Origin of the sequence: Chryseobacterium sp. c4a (assembly GCF_009900745.1) — a bacterium.
Taxonomy (GTDB): Bacteria; Bacteroidota; Bacteroidia; order Flavobacteriales; family Weeksellaceae; genus Chryseobacterium.
In genome coordinates this window covers 16,853-41,619 of sequence record NZ_WXVU01000007.1, presented here as the reverse complement: position 1 = coordinate 41,619, position 24,767 = coordinate 16,853, and the positions used below count along the sequence as shown (strand labels likewise).

26 protein-coding genes are annotated in these 24,767 nt (G+C 35.9%); 8 read left to right on the top strand and 18 right to left on the bottom strand.

What is annotated here, in order from left to right; translation table 11 throughout:
• Nucleotides 1–187: 187 nt before the first annotated feature.
• Complete coding sequence (locus GTR01_RS11210) at nt 188–1,216, bottom strand: T9SS type A sorting domain-containing protein (RefSeq protein ID WP_160137933.1); 1,029 nt, start codon at nt 1,214–1,216, stop codon at nt 188–190.
• A 144-nt stretch (nt 1,217–1,360) separates the two neighbouring features.
• On the opposite strand from GTR01_RS11210, the gene GTR01_RS11205 reads away from it, so the two are divergent.
• On the top strand, nt 1,361–2,233 hold the full coding sequence (locus tag GTR01_RS11205) for a helix-turn-helix transcriptional regulator (protein ID WP_160137932.1): 873 nt from the start codon (nt 1,361–1,363) through the stop codon (nt 2,231–2,233).
• Between the two features lie 93 nt (nt 2,234–2,326).
• Here GTR01_RS11205 and GTR01_RS11200 read toward each other — a convergent pair whose 3' ends face one another.
• On the bottom strand, nt 2,327–2,611 hold the full coding sequence (locus GTR01_RS11200) for a hypothetical protein (RefSeq protein WP_181575077.1): 285 nt from the start codon (nt 2,609–2,611) through the stop codon (nt 2,327–2,329).
• 170 nt (nt 2,612–2,781) lie between these two features.
• On the bottom strand, nt 2,782–4,389 hold the full coding sequence (locus tag GTR01_RS11195; protein WP_160137931.1) for a fumarate hydratase: 1,608 nt from the start codon (nt 4,387–4,389) through the stop codon (nt 2,782–2,784).
• A 197-nt stretch (nt 4,390–4,586) separates the two neighbouring features.
• On the opposite strand from GTR01_RS11195, the gene fumC reads away from it, so the two are divergent.
• Both fumC and GTR01_RS11185 read left to right on the top strand, forming a co-directional pair.
• The gene (gene fumC, locus GTR01_RS11190) at nt 4,587–5,981 is read left to right on the top strand and encodes a class II fumarate hydratase (RefSeq protein WP_160137930.1); all 1,395 of its coding nucleotides are present in this window, start codon (nt 4,587–4,589) and stop codon (nt 5,979–5,981) included.
• A 202-nt stretch (nt 5,982–6,183) separates the two neighbouring features.
• Nucleotides 6,184–7,209, top strand: coding sequence for a hypothetical protein (locus GTR01_RS11185; RefSeq protein ID WP_160137929.1), 1,026 nt, complete (start codon nt 6,184–6,186; stop codon nt 7,207–7,209).
• Between the two features lie 64 nt (nt 7,210–7,273).
• Here GTR01_RS11185 and GTR01_RS11180 read toward each other — a convergent pair whose 3' ends face one another.
• From GTR01_RS11180 to GTR01_RS11150, 7 genes are all read right to left on the bottom strand, one after another.
• Complete coding sequence (locus tag GTR01_RS11180; RefSeq protein WP_160137928.1) at nt 7,274–8,923, bottom strand: DNA repair protein RecN; 1,650 nt, start codon at nt 8,921–8,923, stop codon at nt 7,274–7,276.
• Between the two features lie 96 nt (nt 8,924–9,019).
• On the bottom strand, nt 9,020–9,553 hold the full coding sequence (locus GTR01_RS11175) for an SMI1/KNR4 family protein (protein WP_160137927.1): 534 nt from the start codon (nt 9,551–9,553) through the stop codon (nt 9,020–9,022).
• A complete protein-coding gene (locus GTR01_RS11170) occupies nt 9,541–10,446 on the bottom strand; it encodes a DUF4835 family protein (protein ID WP_160137926.1) in 906 nt (301 codons plus the stop codon). Before GTR01_RS11170 ends, GTR01_RS11175 begins: the two co-directional genes overlap by 13 nt.
• Before the next feature lie 121 nt (nt 10,447–10,567).
• Nucleotides 10,568–11,773 (bottom strand): bifunctional phosphopantothenoylcysteine decarboxylase/phosphopantothenate--cysteine ligase CoaBC, encoded by a 1,206-nt coding sequence (gene coaBC, locus GTR01_RS11165; protein ID WP_160137925.1) that lies wholly within the window; start codon nt 11,771–11,773, stop codon nt 10,568–10,570.
• A 123-nt stretch (nt 11,774–11,896) separates the two neighbouring features.
• Complete coding sequence (locus tag GTR01_RS11160) at nt 11,897–12,220, bottom strand: DNA-directed RNA polymerase subunit omega (RefSeq protein ID WP_034681463.1); 324 nt, start codon at nt 12,218–12,220, stop codon at nt 11,897–11,899.
• 42 nt (nt 12,221–12,262) lie between these two features.
• Nucleotides 12,263–13,258: an outer membrane protein assembly factor BamD gene (locus GTR01_RS11155; protein ID WP_160137924.1), complete on the bottom strand. Its 996-nt coding sequence runs from the start codon at nt 13,256–13,258 to the stop codon at nt 12,263–12,265.
• Nucleotides 13,259–13,361: 103 nt separating this feature from the next.
• A complete protein-coding gene (locus GTR01_RS11150; RefSeq protein ID WP_066693165.1) occupies nt 13,362–13,991 on the bottom strand; it encodes a TetR/AcrR family transcriptional regulator in 630 nt (209 codons plus the stop codon).
• A gap of 96 nt (nt 13,992–14,087) precedes the next feature.
• Here GTR01_RS11150 and GTR01_RS11145 point away from each other — a divergent pair, with 96 nt between their 5' ends.
• From GTR01_RS11145 to GTR01_RS11130, 4 genes are all read left to right on the top strand, one after another.
• Complete coding sequence (locus tag GTR01_RS11145) at nt 14,088–14,714, top strand: TatD family hydrolase (protein WP_160137923.1); 627 nt, start codon at nt 14,088–14,090, stop codon at nt 14,712–14,714.
• Nucleotides 14,707–15,432, top strand: coding sequence for a ThiF family adenylyltransferase (locus GTR01_RS11140; RefSeq protein ID WP_160137922.1), 726 nt, complete (start codon nt 14,707–14,709; stop codon nt 15,430–15,432). Before GTR01_RS11145 ends, GTR01_RS11140 begins: the two co-directional genes overlap by 8 nt.
• Nucleotides 15,432–15,803, top strand: coding sequence for a ribonuclease P protein component (gene rnpA, locus GTR01_RS11135; RefSeq protein WP_160137921.1), 372 nt, complete (start codon nt 15,432–15,434; stop codon nt 15,801–15,803). Before GTR01_RS11140 ends, rnpA begins: the two co-directional genes overlap by 1 nt.
• Before the next feature lie 179 nt (nt 15,804–15,982).
• A complete protein-coding gene (locus GTR01_RS11130; protein WP_160137920.1) occupies nt 15,983–16,585 on the top strand; it encodes a DUF4126 domain-containing protein in 603 nt (200 codons plus the stop codon).
• 45 nt (nt 16,586–16,630) lie between these two features.
• Here GTR01_RS11130 and GTR01_RS11125 read toward each other — a convergent pair whose 3' ends face one another.
• The 7 genes from GTR01_RS11125 to miaB are packed head-to-tail and all read right to left on the bottom strand — an operon-like array spanning nt 16,631 to nt 23,953.
• Nucleotides 16,631–18,637 (bottom strand): tetratricopeptide repeat protein, encoded by a 2,007-nt coding sequence (locus GTR01_RS11125; protein ID WP_160137919.1) that lies wholly within the window; start codon nt 18,635–18,637, stop codon nt 16,631–16,633.
• Nucleotide 18,638: 1 nt separating this feature from the next.
• Entirely contained in the window at nt 18,639–19,190 is a 552-nt protein-coding gene (locus tag GTR01_RS11120; protein ID WP_160137918.1) for an LptE family protein, read from the bottom strand.
• On the bottom strand, nt 19,180–19,887 hold the full coding sequence (locus GTR01_RS11115; RefSeq protein WP_160137917.1) for a hypothetical protein: 708 nt from the start codon (nt 19,885–19,887) through the stop codon (nt 19,180–19,182). The genes GTR01_RS11120 and GTR01_RS11115 overlap by 11 nt, the downstream gene beginning before the upstream one ends.
• 15 nt (nt 19,888–19,902) lie before the next feature.
• Nucleotides 19,903–21,192, bottom strand: coding sequence for a sigma-54 interaction domain-containing protein (locus GTR01_RS11110; RefSeq protein ID WP_160137916.1), 1,290 nt, complete (start codon nt 21,190–21,192; stop codon nt 19,903–19,905).
• Nucleotides 21,193–21,222: 30 nt separating this feature from the next.
• A complete protein-coding gene (locus GTR01_RS11105; RefSeq protein WP_160137915.1) occupies nt 21,223–22,020 on the bottom strand; it encodes a tetratricopeptide repeat protein in 798 nt (265 codons plus the stop codon).
• Nucleotides 21,992–22,507: a hypothetical protein gene (locus GTR01_RS11100; protein ID WP_160137914.1), complete on the bottom strand. Its 516-nt coding sequence runs from the start codon at nt 22,505–22,507 to the stop codon at nt 21,992–21,994. Before GTR01_RS11100 ends, GTR01_RS11105 begins: the two co-directional genes overlap by 29 nt.
• Nucleotides 22,508–22,516: 9 nt before the next feature.
• Entirely contained in the window at nt 22,517–23,953 is a 1,437-nt protein-coding gene (gene miaB, locus GTR01_RS11095) for a tRNA (N6-isopentenyl adenosine(37)-C2)-methylthiotransferase MiaB (RefSeq protein WP_160137913.1), read from the bottom strand.
• Between the two features lie 45 nt (nt 23,954–23,998).
• Between miaB and GTR01_RS11090 the strand changes: the two genes are divergently transcribed.
• The gene (locus tag GTR01_RS11090) at nt 23,999–24,205 is read left to right on the top strand and encodes a hypothetical protein (protein ID WP_160137912.1); all 207 of its coding nucleotides are present in this window, start codon (nt 23,999–24,001) and stop codon (nt 24,203–24,205) included.
• A 90-nt stretch (nt 24,206–24,295) separates the two neighbouring features.
• Here the strand turns inward: GTR01_RS11090 and GTR01_RS11085 are convergent, their stop codons facing one another.
• Entirely contained in the window at nt 24,296–24,766 is a 471-nt protein-coding gene (locus GTR01_RS11085) for an energy transducer TonB (RefSeq protein ID WP_160137911.1), read from the bottom strand.
• Nucleotide 24,767: the final 1 nt, after the last annotated feature.

Sequence of the window (24,767 nt, the reverse complement as noted above, 5' to 3'; positions counted from 1 at the left end):
TCTTTATTTTTATCGAATATAATATTAATTTCTTTTTGCAGTGTTGATTTTATTTTATTTTGATTCAATAAATAACAAAAAAGACCCATGAAAAAATTCCATGAGCCTTTCAATAAAAGTAATTGTAATGAACTATATCGTATGTAACGGAAATCAATCAGATATATTGATTCAAATGTTAAAAAAATTAATCTTTCATAATTTTCTTTACCACAGACTCTCCGTTTTTTAATTTTAATTCTATCATATAGGTTCCTTTGGGCAGGCTGTTCATATCAATATTATCATTTGATAATGAAGTAAATACATTTTGTCCTATAGCATTTATAATCTTTATTTCTTTAATTTCAGATTCACTTTTAACCGTAAGAATTCCTTTAACAGGATTTGGATATACATCCACTGAATTTCTTTTCAGACGAATATCTGCTGTTCCTAATTCCTCCTGAGCTTTCATACATCTTACTGATGCACCTTGCCCTCGTGGTGCTCCAGCAGCAGCATTCACAACTCCTCCTACATACAGGTATTTTCCTCCGATTCCAGTTGGCGTAGAACTCCAGAAGTATCCTCTTTTTCCTACAAACGTAAAGCCTCCGTCTGAACCACGGTAGCCTCCCATTGGCAACTTTAAATTACCACCATAAGCTTTTACCGTAGAAATAATATTCTCAGCCTGAACAATATTTCCCCAATCTGTCTGAGAAGGAAGCCTCCAGCCTGAGCCAATTGCCTTACAAGGATCTACTCCTACTGTTTCTGTAATATCTGCCAGTCCTGTTCCTATCCATTTATCATCTGCTCCGTTAGTATCCCACCACGCTGGAGCGCCCGTGACAAAAGCTCCAGATCCTTGTAATCCATTGGGAGTATTATCAGTAGGTGAAGACACTGTGGAAGAGTTTCTCAGCTGATGTCCATCATCCCATCTCCCCCATTGAAACAAATCTCCATACGATTTTTCGTCATCTAATGATTCGGCAACTCTTTCGCTTCCAAGATTCTGCATCAACCAGACATTTCCATCTCCCGCTCTTACTGTAATATAATTAACCGACTGACCTCGATAAGTAAAACTAACACATCCCAAATCTCCAGTATTACTCCCGGGAATTGTATTGGTACAGCCTTGCTGCTGTGCATTCAAAGCGCTTCCCATCATCAACAATAACCCAATTCCAAGGTTTCGTACTGCAAAATATAAATCTCCAATCATTATTATTATTTTTAATTATTCTAAATTTAATTTAATTTTGCGCAAAAGTACTTTAGGGAATTAATACTGGGTTATCATTTTCCAACTTTTAGTTATCCTATTGAAAGTACTTTAAGCCGTATTATGATCGTAAAAATGTGTTGTATGGGGAATCAACAGAAAAATAACATGATCTTCAAATCTGAGAATATTGAAATTATGCTGCAGGATACATCGGATTCTGAGCAGGTTTCAGAATCATATATTTTTGAAAACTTTTCAAGTTTTAATCTTCTTTTTTTATTAAGCTCAGATATTCATCTCAAGGCTTATGATTGTGATACTTCAATAGTATTTAAAAAAAACCAGTATATCCTTCACTATTCTCCTCAGAAAAGCAAAGCTGTATTATGGACAGACACTGAAGAAAGTCTGAAATATCTTCAAATTCAGCTTAACTATCAATATATTTCAAACCTTATCAACCCTGAATCTAACCGAGAAGGGACTGAAATTTTGGAAAATATGATCCATAATCATTTTATTTTTCTCCAAAAAGCCACTCCTCCGAACATGACTGTTGAAATGCACATCATTATAAAAGAGATTTTAAGCTACTCTAAAAAGGGAGTAATGCAAAAGCTTTTTATAGAAGCAAAGATTATTAAACTGCTTATTCTCATCTTTGAGCAGTTTAATGACAAAAATAATTTGGAACAAACTTCAAAAACTCCTGCAATCATTAAAAAATTTATTGATGAAAATTATCACAGGAACATAAAAGCTGAAGAAATTGGAAAATTGGTGGGGTATAACCAAAACCTCATCAGAAAAGAATTCAAAGCTGAATATCATACTACAATTACACACTATATTTCAGAATTGAGAATGCTGAGAGCCCGAAAACTCATTACGGATAAGAAAATTATGATCAAAGAAATCGCGATTGAATGCGGATATGAATATCTTCAGAATTTTACCCGGGCATTTAAGAAAAAATTTGGGGTATCACCGGAGCATCTGAGAAATAATAAATAGAAAAACCGCTTAAAAAAATTAAGCGGTTTATATATGTTGTTTTGCTTTGATATTACTTTTTCAGAATTCAGGTGAAAAAGCAATGACAATCAATTAATGATGATGTCCGTGATCGTGAAGGAAAGGTCCGTTTCCTTTAGGCTGGCTGTAGATTGTTTCTACGCCTTCCTGCTCAGTAATAAGCTTTCTTCTGATATCTTCAGGATCGAAAGGCTTCACTTTTCCGAAGTACTCTTTCAAACCTTCAGTCAGCCACATTGGGATAACTAATCCGAAGAACATAAAAATACACCAGAATCCTACTAAGAACATAGTAATGAAAAATACAGTCCAAAGGAACTGGTAAAACGGCCAAAATGCTGATAAAATAGTTATCATTCTCTTAAAGATTTTAGGCAAAAATAAAGCTTTTTTCTTTTTTACACAAAAGATACAGGCTCTATTTTTTAATTTATTTTAATTCTATATAGATTATAAGCCTATGAGAGTGGAGATTTAAGGTTTAGACAACATCTTGTATCTCCACACTCAAGACCATTTTATTCTGATTAATGAGCCAGATCTGCAAAGAAATCATTTCCTTTATCATCAGTAATGATGAATGCAGGGAAGTCTTTTACTTCGATCTTTCTTACGGCTTCCATTCCTAATTCAGGGAAGTCTACTACATCTACGGATACAATATTATCCTTTGCAAGAATAGCAGCTGGGCCACCGATAGATCCAAGGTAGAAACCTCCATATTTGCTACAAGCATTGGTCACATCTTTACTTCTGTTTCCTTTTGCAAGCATAATCATACTTCCACCATGGCTCTGGAATTCATCCACATATACATCCATTCTTCCTGCAGTAGTAGGCCCAAAACTTCCTGAAGCCATTCCTTCCGGTGTTTTTGCTGGCCCTGCGTAATAAATCGGGTGGTTTTTGAAATATTCCGGCATTGGTTTTCCACTATCGATAATTTCTTTGATCTTAGCGTGAGCAATATCTCTTGCTACAATCAATGTTCCGTTTAGCTTTAACCTTGTTTTGATTGGATATTTTGAAAGCTCAGCCAGGATTTCAGGCATTGGCTTATTCAAATTAATTTCAACTGCTTCTTCAAGATGCGGTGGTGTAGCTGGTAAGAATCTCTTTGGATCTTGCTCCAATTGCTCAAGGAAGATTCCGTCTTTTGTAATTTTTCCTTTGATATTTCTATCTGCAGAACATGACACTCCCATTCCTACCGGACAAGAAGCAGCGTGTCTAGGAAGTCTGATTACTCTTACATCGTGTGTAAGGTATTTCCCTCCAAACTGTGCTCCAATCGCACTCTCCTGGCAGATTTTCTGAACTTTAGCTTCCCATTCAAGGTCTCTGAATGCCTGGCCTGCTTCATTTCCTTCTGTTGGAAGATTGTCATAATATTTTGCAGATGCTTTCTTTACTGCAGCAAGGTTTGCTTCCGCTGAAGTTCCTCCAATTACCAAAGCTAAGTGATAAGGCGGACAAGCAGCCGTTCCAAGATCAGAAATCTTTTCTTTGATGAATTCTTCAAGAGATTTCTCGTTCAATAAAGATTTTGTCTTTTGATATAGGAATGTTTTATTTGCAGACCCTCCACCTTTTGTTAAGAATAAAAACTCATAGTAATCTCCTTTTTTAGCATAGATATCGATCTGTGCCGGTAGGTTTGATCCTGAATTTTTCTCATCAAACATAGTCAAAGGAACTACTTGAGAATATCTTAAATTTCTTTTTTGATAGGTATTGAAGATTCCACGGCTTAAAAATTCACCATCATCCACTCCTGTGTATACGTTTTCTCCTTTTTTACCCATTACAATTGCAGTTCCTGTATCCTGACAAGAAGGAAGAGCTCCCTCCACTGCTACAGCAGCATTTTGTAACAAGTTATAAGCAACGAATCTATCATTGTCGGTAGCTTCAGGATCATCAATGATTCTTTTAAGGCTTTCCAGGTGGGAAGAACGCAACATAAAAGAAACATCTGCCATAGCCTCTTCAGCCAGTAATTCCAATCCCTTCGGGTCAACTGTTAAAATTTCTCTGTCGCCCAGTTTTTCAACCTTTACATAATCTGATGTAAGCTTTTTGTACACCGTATCATCTTTCTGAATTGGATACGGATCCTGATATCTAAAGTCCATTCAATTTTTTGTTTGTACAAAAATACGGCTTCCATTAAAAAAATATGAGTAAAATCAGTCATTAAAATTGATATTTATAATGATTATAAATTGCGAGTTTTTGAGTTTATAAGTACCTTTATACTAATCAAATAATGAATCCATAAAAAGGTAAAAAGTGGCTTCAGAATTAAAAAGACTATAAAATTTCAACCACAATGAATTACAGAATAGAAAAAGACACCATGGGAGAAGTGCAGGTACCTGCAGATAAATTTTGGGGTGCACAGACAGAACGTTCAAGAAACAATTTCAAAATTGGCCCTGAGGGATCTATGCCTCATGAAATCATTGAAGCTTTTGCTTATTTAAAGAAAGCTGCGGCTTATACAAATACTGATTTGGGAGTGCTATCCTCTGAAAAAAGAGATATGATCGCGAAAGTTTGTGATGAAATTCTTGAAGGAAAACTAAATGATCAATTTCCTTTGGTCATCTGGCAGACCGGTTCCGGAACCCAATCGAACATGAATGTCAATGAAGTGGTATCCAACCGTGCTCACGTTAATAACGGCGGAACTTTGGGCGAGAAATCTGAAATTCATCCGAATGATGATGTGAATAAATCTCAGTCGTCCAACGATACCTACCCTACTGCCATGCACATTGCAGCGTATAAAAAAGTAGTGGAAGTAACCATTCCGGCCGTTGAAAAGTTAAAAAATACGCTTGCTGAAAAAGCCAAAGCCTTCAAAGATGTAGTAAAAATCGGAAGAACTCACCTGATGGATGCTACTCCATTGACTTTAGGACAGGAATTCTCCGGTTATGTTGCACAATTGGAGTTTGGACTAAGAGCTTTAAAAAATACATTACCTCACCTTTCTGAATTAGCTTTGGGTGGCACTGCAGTTGGAACAGGATTGAATACACCAGCTGGTTATGATGTAAAAGTTGCGGAATACATTGCAAAGTTTACCAATCATCCGTTTATTACTGCTGAAAATAAATTTGAAGCACTGGCTGCCCACGATGCGATCGTTGAAAGCCATGGTGCATTAAAACAGCTTGCGGTTTCTTTATACAAAATAGCTCAGGATATCAGATTATTGGCTTCCGGACCACGTTCCGGAATCGGTGAAATTCATATTCCAGAAAATGAACCTGGATCTTCTATCATGCCCGGAAAGGTAAATCCTACACAAAATGAAGCAATGACAATGGTTTGTGCTCAGGTTCTAGGAAACGATACTACCATTTCATTTGCAGGAACTCAGGGAAATTACGAACTGAATGTTTTCAAACCCGTAATGGCTTACAACTTCCTTCAATCTGCACAGCTTATTGCGGATGCATGTATTTCATTCAATGATCATTGTGCTATAGGTATTGAACCAAACCACGAGAGAATTAAAGAGCTTGTAGACAAATCTTTAATGCTCGTAACCGCTTTAAATACTCATATCGGATATGAAAATGCAGCAAAAATTGCTAAAACAGCTCATAAAAATGGAACAACATTAAAAGAAGAAGCCGTTAATCTCGGACTTTTAACTGCTGAACAATTTGATGAATGGGTAAAACCTGAAGATATGGTAGGTAGTTTAAAATAATTTTAGAAACATAGATTAAATAGCAAGAAGCCACAGATTTTCTCTGTGGCTTTTTGCTATTTCCTGCTTTCTCAATTGATTATAGTATGAATTACTAATTACCTAAAACAACACTTTAATTTAACAGAAACAATCTCATTTTTTACTTACTTTTACAACATTAATCCACATAAAGTGGCATTATTATAAAAAATTAATATCCATGAAAAAAATGTTTTTGTGGGCTTTTATAGCCCTCTCATTAAACTGTCATGCTCAATTGCTGGGAAAATTAAAAGACAAATTAGCGTCCAAAGATAAATTGGAGCTCTTCCCTGAACAAAAGCTTGACTTTCCACAATACCAAAATCATATTGGAGAAGTCTGTTTTTCAAACGATGATTTTGATCGCACACTTCCTGAAGCTAAATACATCAAGACTTACACCCTTGGAGATAATTTATCAGTCCGAGCATTCATGGCTAATTCTCCGGCCAACAGCGCGATGATACAATGGGCAGAAAGCGGCAAAAAACCTAAAGAAATTAACGCGAACAAAAGTGCTTTTGGCCGTTGTAAAATTGCATTCCTGGTATATTTTGATGGAAAAATGATTGGCGGAACAAGCCATGGTGAATATTTTGAGCCCACATCAATGACAGGATTGCCAACCTATAGAATGGAATTAAATGATGGTACTGATAAGAACTTTTTTGGTGAAAGTATATATCGTACACTTCTTGAAAAACAAGAATTGCTAACTCCCGGAACTCACAAATTAAAGGTAGAATTGGTACCAGTTATGATGGGTGATGCCACAGGTTTTGAGTACAAACCTATTGCTGTTGGTGAAATTGATATGATCGTTCCAAAAGAAATAAAAATAGCGGCAGGTGATTGTTTTCCTAAAAGTGTTATAAATGATCCTAAATTGGAAGCCGAAGTACTGAAAGCCGCTAAAGTAGCTTTTAAAGAAAATGCACCCAATGCCCTCAAGGCTCTATTTCCATTCGAGAAAATTTATATTGTAAGAGGAGATCACGGTGAAATTATTAAAAAATCATTTATGGCAGCAATTGCCTGCAAAAACAATAAAGGAGAAGTTTGGTATGATTACTTTATTTTTGAGAAGATGTATGATGGTTCCAAATATCTACCAGCAGCTATAAGCTCTGATGCAACTGTAAATAATGCTTTTGCCCCGGATGGCAAAAACGTCAATGCAGCCTGTCTTAAATTCTTAAAATAAGAAAACTTAGCTTTCAAAATATATAGAGACTGTTCCAAAAGGCAGTCTCTTTTTTATTGGCTTTTTAGCCAATAAGTTCTTTAGCTTGAGCAAGTGCTGCTTCAGTAATCTTACTTCCTGAAAGCAACTGAGCAATTTCATTCAGCTTCTCTTCATCACTTAAAGGAATGATGGTAGATTGGGTTTTCCCTGCAATATCCTGTTTTACCACTTTATAATTATCGTTTCCTTTAGCTGCTACCTGCGCCAGGTGAGAAATAACAATAAGCTGCATATCTTCAGACATTTCGCGCATAAGGTTTCCAATTTCTTCGGCTACTTTTCCTGAAACTCCGGTATCAATTTCGTCTAAAATCAATGTTGGTAATTCGTCACTTTCTGCAATAATCTTTTTTACCGCCAACATTACCCTTGATCTTTCTCCTCCGGAAATGGCTGTCTGAATAGGTTTCAAAGGAAATCCTGAATTTGCCTGGAATAAAAGCTGAATACTTTCTTTTCCAAATTGATTAAATTCTTCTGTATCTACTAATTCTATATCTACTCTGGCTTTTTCAAGACCTAGCTTTTTCAAAAGTCCTTCTGCTTTTTTGATGAAAACAGGAACATTCTTTTTTCTGTTTTTAGAAAGTTTTTCGGCAAGAATCTGAAGTGACTTTTCTTTCTTAGAAATACTATCTTCAGTTTCAACAATTTGAGCTTCAAGTTCTGAAGCTCCTTTCTGATCGCCAGCCAATTCATTTCTGATCTCAATCAGTTCAGGAAGATCCGAAACATTATGTTTAAGGAATAAAGCATTGATCTTGTTATTCAACTCAGTAAGAACAAGAAGATTTTCAGGATTGATCTCCAATTTCTCGGCTTCATGTTCCAATTCAGAAATAATATCTTTCAACTCTACAAATGAAGTTTCAAGCCTTTGATCCAGCTCTGCAAAACTGGTTGAAATACCGGCAATTCTGGAAAGCTTAGCTTTTGCTTCATTGAAAAATGAAAGAATTCCGATTTCTTCCTGATGGAACCTGGAAAGGATCTGACCAACATTCTCTGAGATCATCCCTGCATTTTCCTGAATAGATAACTGATTCTGAATATCTTCGTAATCTACATCATCCAGTTTTAATTCTTCAAGCTCATTGAGTAAGAATTCTTTATAATCACTTTCTTTATTAGCTTCCGAAAGTTGTGTTTTAAGCTTTTTAAGCAATACTTTCAGATTCTGAAATTCTGAAAATTCCTGCTGATAATCTTCTATCATCTTTTTGTTTCCAGAAAGACCATCAATAATTTTAAACTGATATTCTGAAGTAAAAAGATTGGATGTTTCAAATTGAGAATGGATATCAATTAGCTGAGAAGAAAGCTCTTTAAGAATATCTAATGTCACCGGAACATCATTAATAAATGCCCGGGATTTCCCTGAGGGCAATATTTCTCTTCTGATAATAGTTTGCAATTCATAATCAAGATCGTTTTCAATGAAAAATTTCTTGAATTGATTGTTCAGTGCAAATTCCGTTTCAACAATGCTTTTTTCTTCTGCTTTTGAGATTGATTTTACATCGGCTCTTTCCCCCAGGATAAGTCGCAATGCACCCAAAATAATGGATTTTCCAGCTCCGGTTTCTCCGGTAATTACCTGAAGACCGTTATGCAACGATACATCAAGGGTATCGATAAGGGCAAAATTCTTAATGTAAATTCTTGAAAGCATGGATGATCCGTGTTTTTATCAGATATTAATATTGATTGTAAAAATAAGTTTTTTTAACGAAAACAGAAATGAAAGAAAGCTATAAAATATAGAGATCTATGCTTTTGAAATTTCGGTCAACAGCTCATGGAAGTTTTTGTATTGATACTCAAAAGAATCCTCAATTTCATGATCCCAACGAACAATCGTATTATTGTTATGGGTATCAAAACACAGTAACCCCCAGTCACTGTATATGGCAAAGGGTACATATCCTTTATCAAAAAGAAATTCTTTTGGATAGGTATCAAACATCATTTCACGCAAACAGGCTCTCCATGTGCTCAGAGGATGTGAGCAAAAGGAAACTTCTGCGATCTGAAGTTCATAAAAATGCTTGTATTTCAGGAATATTTTAAAATCTTCAGGAAAAACAAACCCGGTTTCTGTTTCCAGCTCCTGAAGTTCAGTATCAGTAACGGTACTTTCAATGGGAATCCAGAACTTCCATTCTTCATCAGGCTGAACCGGAGCAAGCATTTTATCTTCGATATCACATGGAAGTTGGTTGAGTTTATGCTCTATCCAAAAACTGAGGGTTTTATCAATAATCTGTTCGATATTCTCTTTATCAATCTTTAGCTCTTCCATTTACTCCATTTACTATCAGTATGTTTGGGAGCAAGAATCATCATATTTTGCTTGAGATCGTTAAGAATAAGTCCACCATTACTTCCTGAATTGAAAACATTGAAGATCTCATCGCTCTTAGTATCCATAAAAAGATTAAAGAAAGTTCCTTGCTGGAATGTATTTTCATACATTTTAAGCTGCATCAATGCATCAAAAATCACTTTTTTGGCAGGAATTTGATCCTGGTTGAACAGGTTGTCCATTCCGGATCTGTGGTAAGTGTATATGGTAGATCTCAATTGACTCCAATTGGGATTCATAATTTCATTGATCAAGATAGAACGGCTTCTTGGTTCATTAATGGTATTCCAGCCTTCATAGTTTCTGTTTTGTGAGTTTTGGGCAATCTGCTGAGCTTTTGAAAACCATGGGGTTCCCCCCATAGACTGGAAACTGTCCCCATCATACCCCAAAATAAGATAAATATAAAAACTGATGACATCTGTAAGGTTCTTTCCGGAAAACTGTCTTTCGTTGAAAATAAGGTTTTCGTTCTCAATATATTCAAAGGCAAATCTTTGATCCTGAAAATTCAACAAAGGAGATTCATAGGTTGTATTAAATACCGGACGTACTGCCTGAACAACAATATTACCTTTAAATTTGTTTACATCTCTTTCAGCAATGACAATGGAAAAATTACATTTTATCTTTTCAAAATTCTGCAATTTCTTACCTGTCCAGCTTGTGTTGTTGATAAAGTCTCTAAGACTTTTCTCCAACGCTTTAAAAGCCTGCTTGTTACTTCCCCCTATATTTTGAGAATTTACCACCACATTGGCCAACAACTCCTGGGAGAAACCAAGATTAAAGATAAATAACAGAAAAAATAAACTTATAATTTTTTTCATATAGAGATGCTTATTGTTTTTTAAATGTCCTATGTAATCGTACTATCCCCATGGATATTGCCTTTATAAGTTCTGACGATTTCATTGTCTATTAAAAATTGAAAACGGAAATTTATTAAAATTATTTTAAAAGCTGAGATTCAACAAAATTGAGAATATCTTTTGCCACTTCGCCTTTCGATTTCAGGTCAAATTCTTTTTTCTCTGTCTTGGTGAATATTCTAATTTTATTGGTATCGTTTTTAAACCCTGCTCCTTCATCGCGTAAAGAGTTTAAGACAATCATATCAAGGTTTTTCTTTTCCAGTTTTCCTTTGGCATTTTCTTCTTCATTCTGAGTTTCCAAAGCAAATCCTACTAAAAACTGATGGGTTTTCTTTTCACCCATTGTTTTAAGGATATCAGGATTTTTCACCAATTCAATGGTAAGGTTATCATCATTTTTCTTGATTTTTTCCTTAGCGACATCCTTTGGTGCATAATCGGCAACTGCAGCACTTGCAATTCCTATGTCTATTCTGTCATAGAATTCAAATACTTTAGCCAACATTTCTTTTGCAGAAGTAACTTTATGTAATTCTATCTTTTTATCCTGAAGAGTTTGTGTACTTGGCCCTGAGATCAGAATCACTTTTGCGCCTCTTTTAGAAGCTTCTTCTGCCAAAGAGAATCCCATTTTCCCTGAAGAATGATTCCCTATGAACCTTACCGGATCAATAGCCTCATAAGTAGGCCCGGCAGTGATTAAAACAGTTTTACCTTCAAGGCTTTTATCAGCAGAGTGACTTGAAATGTAGCTTTCAACAGCTCCAAAAATGGTGGTTGGCTCAGCCATCCTTCCTTGTCCAATCAGACCACTTGCCAGCTCTCCATTTTCGGCTGGAATAATAATATGTCCGTAACCTTCTGCCTGTTCTAAATTCTTCTTCGTGGAAGGATGTGCATACATATCCAGATCCATTGCAGGGGCAATAAATACCGGACATTTTGCAGACATATACGTTGCAATAACAAGGTTATCACACATTCCATGAATCATTTTAGACAAAGTATTAGCCGTACACGGAGCTACGATCATTACATCTGCCCATAAAGCCATTTCCACATGGCTATTCCAGGTTCCATTATCTCCATAGAAGTCGGAATAAACAGGTTTCTTTGATAATGTAGCTAAGCTTAATTTAGTTACAAAATGTTCTGCATCTGGGGTCATAATCACCTGTACTTCGGCTCCTTTTTTTATAAAGTCTCTTATCAGAAAGTGAACTTTATAGGCTGCAATTCCTCCAGAAACGGCAATAAGGATCTTTTTACCGGAAACACTCATTTAGCTTTAATTTTTTGAAATACTAAAATACTTATTTTTTCCCACAATCAGGGTTTAAAACAGCAAAGGTCATAAAAGAAAATTAATTCTTTTATGACCTTTGTTTATAAAAAAGACAGAAAATTACTTTCTTTCTTCTGTTTTTCTAAAATATACGTCTTCATTTAACCATTCTTCAATCGCAATTGAAGTTGGCTTTGGAAGTTTTTCGTAATGCTTAGAGATCTCAATCTGTTCTCTGTTTTCGAAAACCTCTTCTAATGTAGAATTGTGAACAGCAAATTCATCCAATTTGTTGTGAAGCTCCGTACGGATCTCCGCATTGATTTGCTCTGCTCTCTTTCCCATGATAACAATAGCTTCGTAGATTGAACCTACTTTATCTTCAATCTTATCTTTGTCGTAAGTAATAGTATTTACTTCTGCTTTTGTATCTTTTACACTCATTTTGAGAAAATTATTTTTATTTTAAGATGGCAAATTTACGAATTATCTTTTAATTTTGAAAGTCGCTGCAGGTGGAGGGGTCTTAAGTGCCGCACTATCCCTCTGCATCTGCTTTGCTTGCTTTTCGTTGCTAATCTGATCTTTGATCTGTTGCTCAGTTTTATTCTGGTTGGCAAGCTTATCTGCTTCTTTCTTTTGTCTGGCAGTTAGGGATGCAATTCTTGCTTCGGTTTCTTTTTTAACCACTACAAAATTTGCTTTCTCTTTTTCCAGTTTTACTCTTAAATCAGCTGCAGTCTTAGCGTTTTCCGTATTAGGCATTTCTTTTTCAACCATTTTCACATAGGTTAAAGCACTTTCAATACGCTCATCTTTAAGGTTATAAACAGACTTTAGAGCCAATTCATAACGAGACTTCATGATATAATCATAAATTTTCGGACGAAGTTTTGTTCCCGGGAAGTCTTCTAATACGTTTTCCAATGCTACATTTACAGCTTTGTAATCACCCATTCTAAAGTATTGTCTCCCGTTTTCGTACGCTTTAAATTCTAATTTATACGACAACTCATCAATAAGCTGAGTAATATTCTTAGATCTTTCTGAATTTGGATAATTGTTCAGGAAATCCTGAAGCTCATTAATTGCTAATTCTGTACTTGATTGATCCAGGTTGTAATCCATAGATCCCTCATAGTAGCATAATGCCGACATATAAGCAGCTTCTTCAGCTCTTGGATCTTTTGGAAAGTTTACCGCAAAGTTTTTAAACTGGTGTCCTGCCAGTTTATAACTCTTATCATAATAGTTTGCGTAAGCTGTATTGAAACCTACATTAGGAAAATCATCCGTTCCTGCTACAAGGTTTGCAAGTCTGTCATAAAGAGCCAATGCATTTTTCCACTTTTTCTTAGCGAAGTTTTCATTGGCAGCTTTTAAGATAAAATCTTTATCAGCACTCTTCATTGCTCTTTCCTGCTGGCTAACACATGATGCGATCACTGCTACAGCAAAAAGACCTAAAATATATTTTTTCATATAAAAAGTTCAACAGTTTTCGGATTATACAGCCGATTTACTAATTTGCAAAAATATAACTTTTTTGTCAATAGATTTTTTTTTATGAATATTTAACGTAATTTTAGTCTGCAGCGTATCCCAAAATTGCAAAAACACTTAATAAAAGATTCATTCTCACTTTTTTTTCGGCCTCTTTTGCATAGGCTTCTTCGTTTTTACTAGGTACGTAAAGTTCATAAAAGTTTTTATTTCGGATCACAAATAAGGTAGAACCGATAATCATGGTAAGAATATCTTCCGGCTTTGGGGTAAAGGTAAATACTCCGGAAGCAACACCTTTTTTAATGACTTCATCCAGTTTCTTTACAAACAACTGATAAAAATCCAGCAATTCGTCTTTTAGATTTTCTGTATGACGGAGTTCCTGGGTAACAAACCCATGAAAATAATTATATTTAAACAGTTGGGAAACGATATACTTTATCATTTCACGCATCTGCATTTCCGGTTTTCCTTCTTTAATCGTATCAGCAAATTCTGAAAAGTTTTCCCTGGTCTTCAATACCCTATACTGATAGAGATAAGACATCATTTTCTCCTTAGAACCGAAGTAATAGGAGATCATAGCGACATTGATATTCGCTTTGGAGCAAATATCCCTTACAGAAGTTCCCTCGTACCCTTTCTTTGCAATTAATTCTTCTGCAATATCCAGTATGTGAATCTGTTTTTCAGTAAATTTTTTTTTCATAAAGTGTACTTTGAGTAAAGTTAAGAAATTTTTAACACATTTATAAACGATCGTTTAATAATTTTATATTAATTCGAAATAGTAGTATTTTTGGTTATGGAATTTTTTGATTTTCACCACCATAAAAAATATATCAGAGACGGAATTTATAATCTGGATATTGAACAAATCCCGCCAGACTTCCCCTATTCAATAGGAATACATCCCAATGATATTGATGCTGATAATATTGAACACCAGTTGAACTGGGTGAAAAGTATGATGTTTCAGAATTGTTTTGCCATTGGAGAATGTGGTCTCGATTCTCTTGTTTCAACTGATCAGAAAATTCAGGAAGAAGTTTTTTTAAAACAGATTCATATTTCCAATGAAGTAAAAAAGCCTATTATTGTACATTGTGTCAGAAAATTTTATGAAGTAATTTCCTTTAAAAAAAAGGCGGGACAACCCATGATTATTCATGGTTTTAATAAAAAAAGGCAAATTGCGGGAGATCTTCTGGCCAATAATTTTTATCTGAGTTTTGGAAAAGCTGTTTTGTATAATTTATCTTTGCAGGATATTTTAAAAAACACTCCACTGGATAGATTCTTTTTAGAAACAGACAATGAAGATTTTAAGATCGAGGAATTGTACTTAAAAGTTTCGGAAATAAAAGGAATTTCTTTGGATGATCTCAACGAACAAATTTTAGAAAATTTACACACGATAAGAAATGGATAAATACTGGCTGGAAAGAACGGAACTTTTGGTGAAGGAAGAAGGATTGGAAAAGCTGATTAAAGCAAACCTCCTGATAGTAGGACTGGGCGGAGTAGGTTCTTTTGCAGCAGAATTCCTAGCAAGAGCTGGTGTGGGAAATATGACGATTGTAGATGGTGACACGGTAGACATTACGAATATTAACAGACAGCTTCCTGCCTTACGTTCAACGGTAGGACAACATAAGGTGGAAGTGGTTGCAGAAAGACTACTTGACATCAATCCAGAGCTTAACCTCATTAAAATCAACGAATTTTTAAATCCGGAAAGAATGGATGAAGTTCTTGATTCAGGAAAGTTTGATTATGTTCTTGACTGCATCGATAGTGTAACACCAAAAATATGTCTGATAAAGGCAGCAAGAAGGAGGAAGATCAAAATCGTCAGCTCTATGGGCGCTGGCGGAAAAATGGATCCAAGCATGGTAATGGTAAGAGACATCAGTAAAACCCACAACTGCTTCCTTGCTAAACAGGTAAGAAAAAGATTGAAAAAGGAAAAAATCAATAAAGGCATTCGATGTGTATTTTCCAATGAAATTCAAAAGGAAGAGAGTCTGAAAATGACTGATGGAAGCAACTTCAAAAAATCATTTTATGGTACCATCAGCTTTATTCCAGCTATTTTCGGTTTATATGCTGCTGCTGAAGTGATTAATTATTTAGTGAAAAAAGATTAATGCAGAATTCCCAATATCCCAGAGCGGAAAAGCTCAAAAAAAACACAGAGATCAGTTTACTTTTTGAAAAAGGTAAGTGGAGAACTTCCGGAAATCTGAGAATTATTATTTTAAAAGATAAGCCCACTCTTCCGGTAGAAAATGGAAAACTGGGAGTTTCTGTTTCTAAAAGATATTTTAAAAGAGCGGTTCACAGAAACCGTATCAAAAGATTATTAAGAGAGTGCTACCGATTAAATAAGAGCTTATTTAAGGAAGCTTTTGGAGAAAAGACTATGGCCATGCTGTTCTGGGTTTCTTCTGAAATGCCTCCAAAATTTCAGGATGTGGAAGCACAGTTTATTAAGCTTTGTGAGGCACAGAAAAAGTGATTTTTGATATAATTGCTAACTTCTTTGCTTTCTCACGCAGATTTCACTGATTAAGCAGTTTTTTACCTTTACGGGTAATGTCATGCCTTATTTCAATCTTAAAAATCCTTCGCCTCAACTTTACAACATCTCACATACTTTTTGTAATTTTATAGGAAACAATAAATCTGAAAATTAATATGTTGGATCAAGTTCCCTATCTCTCGTATGTCATTAGTGCATTCATTGGCATCGGATTATCTGCAGCTACAGGCTTCAGGGTTTTCCTTCCTATGTTTGCTGTAAGCCTTGCTTCCTATTTTCACTGGATTCCGATGAATGAAAATTTTGAATGGCTGGCAGGCTTACCTGCACTCATTACAACAGGAATTGCAACTGTGGTTGAGATTCTTGCGTACTATATTCCTTTCGTTGATCATTTATTGGATACCGTTTCTGTTCCTTTGGCAACTGTAGCGGGTTCAGTCTTATTTGCCAGTCAGTTTGCGGATTTGGGAACTTTTCCACAGTGGGCACTGGCATTGATTGCCGGTGGAGGAACGGCAGCTACCATAAGCACCGGCTTTGCCGGAATACGGGCTGCTTCTACAGCAACAACAGGCGGGCTTGGAAACTCCGTAGTAGGAACTACGGAAACGGCAGGAGCTGGTATTATGGCCATCCTTGCCATGGTAGCACCTATTATTGCCGCTATTCTGGCCATTGGTTTATTGTTTCTGGTGATTATCTATGGACGGAAAGCGTGGAGAAAACTTCGGGGTAAAAAGGCTCCATCAAGCTAATACAATAAAAAAGGTACAGTTTTTACAGCTGTACCTTTTTATATTTTAGTTTTTACTTCTAAAGTCTTTGATCTCTTTAATTCTGGTCTGGAAATAATCTTTCTTTTCCGGATGTTTTTTGATCAGTATTTCAAATGCTTTAATGGCTTTAGAATATAATTTCTGTTCAAAATAAAGATTGGCCAACGTTTCCGTCATTAAGTGGGAAATATCGTCATTTTTCTCTTTGACAACGTAAGTACTTTCTTCTTTTAACTGACTGATTCTTGGATTATTTTCAATAAAGGTTTCGATCGCCTTTTCTTTGATCTCTTCTTTTTCTTTTTCAACTTCGTCTGTTCTGCCTATTTTCAACCAGCTTTGCCATGTATTGATAAATCCGGGAACATTACTATCGATTGAAGATTGAGGAGTACTTTCCACTACGGCTTCCTTCATCGGTTCTTCTTTTACAGGCTCTTCTTTATCTTCCTTCTTTGATTCACCAACTTTCAGGCTCGAAATATCTGTACCAAAGAAAGAAACATTCATTACCGGAACTTCTTCTTTCTGACCGGCTTCAAGAGTTTCTTGTATTTTCTCAGCGTTTTCGGATTGTTCTTCTGATGATACCTGAACGTCTTCTACAACAGGAGCTTCCTCAATTGCTTCAGGCTCATTAACAGATTCTATAGTTTCTACTGAAGGAACTTCTTCTTTGATAGGAGTATTGCTTACAGACACCACTGTTTCTACAGGTTTCTTGATCAAAGAATCAGGCATATTAGACTCAAGGCTCATTGGTTTCCATGCAGTCTGAACTTCAGGAACTGATTCTTCTACAACTTTTTCTGCTGAAGCTTCAATTTCCGGTTCTGTATGTTCAGCTACTTCGTCCTGTACTTCTTCATCTTTTTCTTTGGTCTCTTCCTGCTGATTTGAGTTTTCCTGATCAGTTGACCAGAAATGAAAACTTTGAGTCTCTGCGAAGCTTATTTCGTGATCTTCAGCAGGTTCCGGCTCTTTCTGTTCCTCTTGCGGAGCAGATTTAGTTTCCTTCATTTTCTTCTCAACCTCCTCGATCAGTCGTCTCATTTCCTCTTCATGTTTATTTACATTGAGAGTAGGAATATCAACAATTTCAGTAACCTCTTCAGTATTGGCTTGAATTTTAACGTCCGGCAAGAATGCGTCTGTTCCATGGAAACTTAGCTCAGCATCCGGTTCTGCTGCGATCTCTTCTTCAATTTCAGAAACAGGGATCTCTTCATTAGCAATAGCTTCTGCATCCTCTGTTGGTTCTTCACCTATATTTTCTTCAATATTTGTTTCCGGCAATATAGATTCTGTTTCCTCAAAGCTTAGATGCTCTGCTTCTCCAACAGTTTCCTCTACCTCTTCTGAAGCAACCTGCTCTTCGCTAATGACCACCTCCGGAGTAAAGTCTTCACCAGCATTTTCTTCTATTTCCTGCTGTTGTGCTTCATCTGATTCCTGTTGAACATGCTCAATACCTTCAGGTTCATTTTTCTGAGTAACCAAAGTTCCTGATTCTATTGTAGATTCAAGATCAATTGTTTCAGAATTAGTCTCATCAAGGAAATTTTCTTCTCCTTCGAACAGAATTCTATTTCGTTCTCCGTTTACATAAAGATGTTTTACCTCCTGGGCTGTGTCTACTATGCATGCTTCCTTTTCTTCAGTCTCGGTTTTTTCCGAAGCTGGAGATGTTTCGTCTCTTTTTATCGGGAAACCTTTAACATTATAGTTATATCTGACTGGCTTTTCAGCAGCTATTACAGATGGTTTATCTTCAATTACTTCCGGTTTTACTTCCTGCTGAATTTTCCCATTTATCAGTTGATAAAGAATTTTTTTATCAGTGGTATAAGCCGCTGTTACTGAAAGTTCTTTCTGATAATTTTCTTTTTCATACAGATGTACTCCATACAAGTGAAGTGCCCTGATATTTTGGATATAGGGAAATGCGTGAATCTCTTCCTTCAAAAGTCCTAGGTCTTCTGACTGAATATTTTTCGGATTTTTTATTAATTCTAAAACTCTGGGATTCATCTTACCAATTCGCTACAATGTCGTTAAAAATCTTGTTAATAATTCTTTCATTCACAATTTTCACCTGCTGACTTTCGATATCACTTTGTGACAAGCTGCTGTTAAAAGTAGCCTCATCGGAATAGGTTCTGTCAAAACTGGATTCTGGGTGTACTTTATTTTCATAATGTACTTTTACCGTAATTGTAAGTTTATTTTGAGCCTGCTGTATCACTCCTCCAGAGGGGTTAGTCTGCGTAGTGGAGCTGATCGTAGTAGGTGCAATGGAATAGTCTGTAATTTCTCCTTCTATTAAAATATCAGGATTTGATTTTGTTCCTTTCAGAGTGGTTCTCTGTAAAAATCTGTTCTGAATATCTGTTGAAAACTGCTGAGACAATGCAGGGTTTACAAGAGGGGCATTATTGGGAAATTCGTTGATCTGAACCGTTTTTTCATCTGTAAGAGATGATCCGGTAAAACTATAACATGATTTCAATACTCCCAGCAAAGCCAAAAGTACCATCATCAATAATGGTTGTTTCAGACTGATATTTTTAATTTTAAAATTCATTTTTAGATCCAATTTCAGTGATTTCATCATGCTCTATTTGCTGAATAGCATCTTCATAAGCAAAGTAATTCGCAGTATATGTAAATGGAATAGTAAGAATAATTCCAATCCCACACGCAAGAATTCCAATCTGAGCCAAAAGGCCTACTACAAGTGAGAAAAGAAGAATTGCAATAAGATTCCCTCGAGTCATTACTTTTGAAATATTCCATGCTGTTTTCAAGTCTTTAATCCCTTTCAGACTGATTAACGGAACCATATAGAAGGCTTTTAATGCAAAATAATAAACTGCAACCATGATAAAAATTACGTAAGGAATAACAAAAATCATAGCAAGTGGCCCTGCATCATTTCTATCTTGGGATAATGCTCCCGTTAAAATCAATACAATCATCAATGGAATGTAAATGACAAAAATCCCTCCAAAAATAATTAACTGCAATTTAAGGTAGGGCATAATATCTTTAAAATCGAAAATATCACCTGGGCTGGCTGGCTGGTTTCTATTCAATTTTTGAAGATACTTATACATATTCCCCATAGCCACCAAACCGCAAAAAGGAATAATTGCCATTACCATGCACAATAAAAATGCAACAAGTATGTTTCCAAAATCTTTCTTTAAAAGTTCGACTCCTTTGTTAATATATTCCCCGAATTTAAAATTGATCGGTTTAGGTTTTAAATTTACATTCATGCCTTATTGTGTTTACTAATCTTCCAGATTATACTGTTTTATTTTTCTATATAAAGTTCTTTGTGAAATTCCCAATTCATCTGCCGCTCTGTTTCTTCTTCCTTTATGCTTTTCCAAAGCTTTGATAATCAAATCTTTTTCATTATTCTGAAGAGAAAGAGATTCTGGTCTGTTTTCTTCTATTTCAATATCCTCAATATCTTCATAGCTATCCTCCGGGCTTGAAATAATAGTCGGAGTCTGTACTACCGGTGCTTCATTATTATTTTCAAAATACAGCAAGGATCCGGAGCTTACTTGTGGCTGAGTTTCTGGAGTATAGATTCTGTTGATCAGATTTTTCTCGTGATTGCTCAGATCTGCAGTTCCCCTGTTCTTTATTAATTCCGAAGTTAAGGATTTTAAATCATTAATATCGTTTCGCATATCAAAGAGTATCTTATACATGATTTCTCTTTCACTTCCGAAATCATTGGATTTGGGAGTACTCTGATTATTTACGACCATCGGAAGATGGGTTTCCATCGGGATATATTCTGCAAGTTTTTCAGCAGTGATATTTCTGTTTCTTTCCACAACCGTCATCTGCTCCACAAGATTTCTCAGCTGGCGGACGTTCCCCGGAAAAGGGTAATTTTCTATGTAATGAACGGCACTCTGCTCCAATTCCAATTCAGGCATTCTGTATTTTTCTGCAAAGTCTATGGCAAATTTCCTGAACAGTAAATGAATGTCTCCTTTTCTTTCTCTTAAAGGCGGCATATCGATCTGAACGGTATTCAAACGGTAATATAAATCCTCTCGGAATCTTCCGTCATGAATAGCTTTCATCATATTAACGTTGGTAGCCGCTACAATTCTTACATTGGTTTTTTGTACCTGCGAAGATCCTACTTTCATAAATTCTCCACTTTCCAGAACTCTTAAAAGACGAACCTGAGTTTGTAATGGAAGTTCTCCTACCTCATCCAAAAAGATAGTACCACCGTCTGCCACCTCAAAATATCCTTTTCTGGTAGCTGTAGCTCCTGTAAAGGCTCCTTTTTCATGTCCAAATAATTCTGAATCAATAGTTCCTTCGGGAATCGCTCCACAATTGACTACGATATAAGGCTGGTGTTTTCTTCTGGATTCTGAATGAATGATCTTCGGGATAAATTCTTTTCCTACTCCACTCTCTCCCATCACAAGGACAGAGATATCTGTAGGGGCAACCTGTATCGATTTTTCCAGGGCTCTGTTGAGTGCCGGAAAATTCCCGATAATTCCGAAGCGGTTTTTTATGTTTTGTAGCTCGTTGCTCATAAGTAAATTTTTGATTATTGATTTAATATTCTACAGTTCTTCAATCTGTTGTCTGTAGACTTTGTTAAAATGATGAGTGTATCCATCTTTCATGGTCTTTCCGTCATCATACGTTTTTAAGGCTAACGTTTTTAAATCTAAATAATCTTTGTTTCTGATCTTAGAAACTTTACTTTTAAAGTATATGTTCTCGGCAAAGTCGTATTCTTTGCTTTGTTTTTCAAAATTCTCCAGGGCTTTATCATATCGTCCCAGCTCAAAATAGGTTACGCCAAGCTGGTAATGATCAAACATTCCCTTTACATAGCCTCTTGTAGCAAGCAGTCTTTCGATAATTCCGACAGCCTTTTGTTTCTGTCCTAAAGCACTATAGGACATAGCTTTCACTACATCCAGGTTATAATCTCCGTTTTGCGACCTTCCTAGGTCTTCCGGATAATATTTTTTAAGCTCTTCCAGATCTAGAATAGCTCCTTTATAGTCTCTTAAAAACTGAAAATTGCACCATCCTCTATATCCCAAATGTTTTTTAGGATCTAAAGAAACAGCTTTATCAATCAGTATTTTCCAGGTTGCAAAATCTCCGTTTTTGAGATAAGGCACTGCTTTCTCCATGTAAGCATTGGAGAAGTCCGGACAAAGTTCTATGGCTCTGTCAAAACCTTCCTGAGATACTCGGAAGCCCTGTAAATCTGAAGCTTGATTGTGTAGTTCACAAGCTTTTTTACAGTCCTCACCCTCTATTGCGTTACAGTTAACCTGTGCAATAGTATTGGTGTACACTATAAGTAACAAAAAGCTAAGGTAATACCTCTGAAACTTTTCCATCTTCAATTTTATAGGTTAAATACTGATAGTAATCTACTTTTAAACCTTCTATCTCTTTCGGCATCCAGCCATTTAATGATTTTGTGAATTTTAGCAGCCTATTTTCCAATTCTCCATCTAAAGGGAGATCCTTCAAATCCGAATCCAGATGCTTGAGTCTGAACATGCCTGCCTTTCCTTCACAATTTACTAAAAATCTTACGGTAATATAACCGTTGATCTTTTTTTCTGAAAATATATTTTCTTTTTTAAGTTTTTCTTCAATAACGATCTTTTCTCCTTTATAATCAAACTGTTGGGATACATTATAATATTGAGGGCTAAAAGGTTTATCTTTTAATGCTCCACATTTCTTAAAACCTGCTTCATCCAACTTTTCATCAAAAGTTATATCTCCCACAGTATCCGGATATTTACTCACTTTTTTATCTGTCTGACAGGAAATCAGAGTAAAGGCAAACAGGGCAAAAAGAGAGACCGCCTTCAAAACTTACGTTTATTCTGTGATTCTTCCTAAAAGTGTGCCTTGTGTGTTATCATACACAAAAACCTCCACAATGTCACCTATTTGTTGTCCTTCAGACTTATCAAAGACACAAACGGCATTCTGAGAGTTTCTTCCCTTCCATTGATTTTCGTTTTTCTTGGAAGTTCCCTCAATCAGAATTTTATGCATTCTTCCTACATAAGACTTCATTCTCATTCGGGAAAGCTCTCCCTGAAGTGCGATGACCTCAGCAAGTCGTCTCTGTTTCACATCAGCCGGAATATTATCTTCCATCTTTTTGTGTGCAGGAGTTCCTGGTCTTTCCGAATAAGCAAACATATAACCATAGTCATATTCTACTTCTTTCATCAGACTTAGGGTATCCTGGTGATCTTCTTCAGATTCATTACAGAACCCAACGATCATATCCTGAGAGAAAGCGACTTCCGGAACAATTTCTTTTGCTTTTTTAATGAGCTCAAGATATTCTTCACGGGTATGTTGTCTGTTCATCGCTTCCAGCATATTATTGCTACCACTCTGAACGGGAAGGTGTACATATTTACAGATGTTATCGTGCTTCGCCATCATTTTGAATACATCAAGACTCATATCCTGAGGGTTTGATGTTGAGAATCTGATTCTCATTTCCGGAACAGCTTTAGCCACAAGATCAAGCAACTGAGCAAAATTAACGGCAGTTGCCTTCTGCATTTCAGAAGCTTTGGCAAAGTCTTTTTTAGGCCCGCCTCCATACCATAGGTAAGAGTCTACGTTTTGTCCTAAAAGGGTAATTTCTTTATACCCACTATTGGCAAGGTCTTTACATTCTTCGATAATGGAATGTGGATCACGACTTCTTTCTCTACCTCTGGTAAATGGCACTACACAGAATGTGCACATATTATCACAACCTCTGGTAATCGTTACAAAAGCGGTAACTCCGTTTCCACCTAAACGAACAGGATTGATATCCGCATAAGTTTCTTCTTTGGAAAGGATTACATTGATTGCATCTCTGCCATCATCCGTTTCCTTCAGCAGGTTAGGTAAATCTCTATAAGCATCTGGCCCCACTACAAGATCAACCAGTTGTTCTTCTTCTAAAAATTTAGTCTTCAGTCTTTCTGCCATACATCCAAGAACTCCTACCGTCATATTCGGTTTTTCTTTTTTGAGATTCTTGAATTGGGAAAGACGCATTCTTACCGTCTGTTCTGCTTTTTCACGAATAGAACATGTATTTAACAGGATCAGATCTGCTTCTTCAACTTTCATTGTGGTATTATACCCTTGTTCGTTAAGGATAGATGCTACAATTTCGGAATCAGAGAAGTTCATCTGGCAACCATAGCTTTCTAAAAACAGCTTTTTAGAATTTTCAGGCCTTTCGGCAATAGCAAATGCTTCGCCCTGTTTTGTTTCGTCTATATATTTTTCCTGCACAATAATCAATTTAAGGTTCGGGATTAAAACACAAGGATTCTTTCCGTGAATTTTAAACTACGAACAGATGAGTCTGCAAAGATACAAAATATTGTGACAGAATGGCCGGACTATCTTTCTGTAAATGTTACTGAAAAATCTACAGGAGGTTCAACCCTCTTTTTTATGGGAATATTAGCACCCGGAGCGGGTTTTTACACTTTCTTCATTCTCGAAAATATGCTCATGAAATTAATATTAAAGCTTGGATAGTCAATAACTGAATAAATCCAGGGTTCACAATATACCTCTGATGACCTATTATTTTTCACTTGCCTATCCTACTTTATGATCAGGATGTAATTAATCTCCGTGATCAAAATGATCTGATGTAAAGTTAATTTTGATGATCTTCTTGGAAATTACAGGCTGACCATCTTTCATTGCAGGCTTCCATTTCTTTTTTACTTTTTTAATAGCAAATTTCATATCATCAATAAACATATCACTATTCTTTACTTTTGGAAGCACATCAAGGTTTTCCACTTTGCCGCTTGTATTCACGTCAAAAACAAAAACAAATTTTCCGTTTACTGCATATTTTCCCAAATCGATATAGGAATGAATCATTTGTAGGAACTCTTTAGCAAAAGCCTCATCACCACCCGGAAATTCTGCATTTTGGGAAGTCGTTGTAGCTTCTTTCGGAGCTTGTGATTCTTGGGAATATCCTACAATCCCAAAAAACAGGAGTAAAATTATAATTGCTTTTCTCAAGCTTATTATATCGTTGTTGAATAATAGTAAGAAAGTGGTTAGTAGTTTTTTATTCATG

Coding starts and splice junctions, on each gene's coding strand:
- GTR01_RS11210 (WP_160137933.1), bottom strand. CDS start 1,216: ATGATTGGAGATTTATATTTTGCAGTACGAAACCTTGGAATTGGGTTA.
- GTR01_RS11205 (WP_160137932.1), top strand. CDS start 1,361: ATGGGGAATCAACAGAAAAATAACATGATCTTCAAATCTGAGAATATT.
- GTR01_RS11200 (WP_181575077.1), bottom strand. CDS start 2,611: ATGATAACTATTTTATCAGCATTTTGGCCGTTTTACCAGTTCCTTTGG.
- GTR01_RS11195 (WP_160137931.1), bottom strand. CDS start 4,389: ATGGACTTTAGATATCAGGATCCGTATCCAATTCAGAAAGATGATACG.
- fumC (WP_160137930.1), top strand. CDS start 4,587: ATGAATTACAGAATAGAAAAAGACACCATGGGAGAAGTGCAGGTACCT.
- GTR01_RS11185 (WP_160137929.1), top strand. CDS start 6,184: ATGAAAAAAATGTTTTTGTGGGCTTTTATAGCCCTCTCATTAAACTGT.
- GTR01_RS11180 (WP_160137928.1), bottom strand. CDS start 8,923: ATGCTTTCAAGAATTTACATTAAGAATTTTGCCCTTATCGATACCCTT.
- GTR01_RS11175 (WP_160137927.1), bottom strand. CDS start 9,553: ATGGAAGAGCTAAAGATTGATAAAGAGAATATCGAACAGATTATTGAT.
- GTR01_RS11170 (WP_160137926.1), bottom strand. CDS start 10,446: ATGAAAAAAATTATAAGTTTATTTTTTCTGTTATTTATCTTTAATCTT.
- coaBC (WP_160137925.1), bottom strand. CDS start 11,773: ATGAGTGTTTCCGGTAAAAAGATCCTTATTGCCGTTTCTGGAGGAATT.
- GTR01_RS11160 (WP_034681463.1), bottom strand. CDS start 12,220: ATGAGTGTAAAAGATACAAAAGCAGAAGTAAATACTATTACTTACGAC.
- GTR01_RS11155 (WP_160137924.1), bottom strand. CDS start 13,258: ATGAAAAAATATATTTTAGGTCTTTTTGCTGTAGCAGTGATCGCATCA.
- GTR01_RS11150 (WP_066693165.1), bottom strand. CDS start 13,991: ATGAAAAAAAAATTTACTGAAAAACAGATTCACATACTGGATATTGCA.
- GTR01_RS11145 (WP_160137923.1), top strand. CDS start 14,088: ATGGAATTTTTTGATTTTCACCACCATAAAAAATATATCAGAGACGGA.
- GTR01_RS11140 (WP_160137922.1), top strand. CDS start 14,707: ATGGATAAATACTGGCTGGAAAGAACGGAACTTTTGGTGAAGGAAGAA.
- rnpA (WP_160137921.1), top strand. CDS start 15,432: ATGCAGAATTCCCAATATCCCAGAGCGGAAAAGCTCAAAAAAAACACA.
- GTR01_RS11130 (WP_160137920.1), top strand. CDS start 15,983: ATGTTGGATCAAGTTCCCTATCTCTCGTATGTCATTAGTGCATTCATT.
- GTR01_RS11125 (WP_160137919.1), bottom strand. CDS start 18,637: ATGAATCCCAGAGTTTTAGAATTAATAAAAAATCCGAAAAATATTCAG.
- GTR01_RS11120 (WP_160137918.1), bottom strand. CDS start 19,190: ATGAATTTTAAAATTAAAAATATCAGTCTGAAACAACCATTATTGATG.
- GTR01_RS11115 (WP_160137917.1), bottom strand. CDS start 19,887: ATGAATGTAAATTTAAAACCTAAACCGATCAATTTTAAATTCGGGGAA.
- GTR01_RS11110 (WP_160137916.1), bottom strand. CDS start 21,192: ATGAGCAACGAGCTACAAAACATAAAAAACCGCTTCGGAATTATCGGG.
- GTR01_RS11105 (WP_160137915.1), bottom strand. CDS start 22,020: ATGGAAAAGTTTCAGAGGTATTACCTTAGCTTTTTGTTACTTATAGTG.
- GTR01_RS11085 (WP_160137911.1), bottom strand. CDS start 24,766: ATGAATAAAAAACTACTAACCACTTTCTTACTATTATTCAACAACGAT.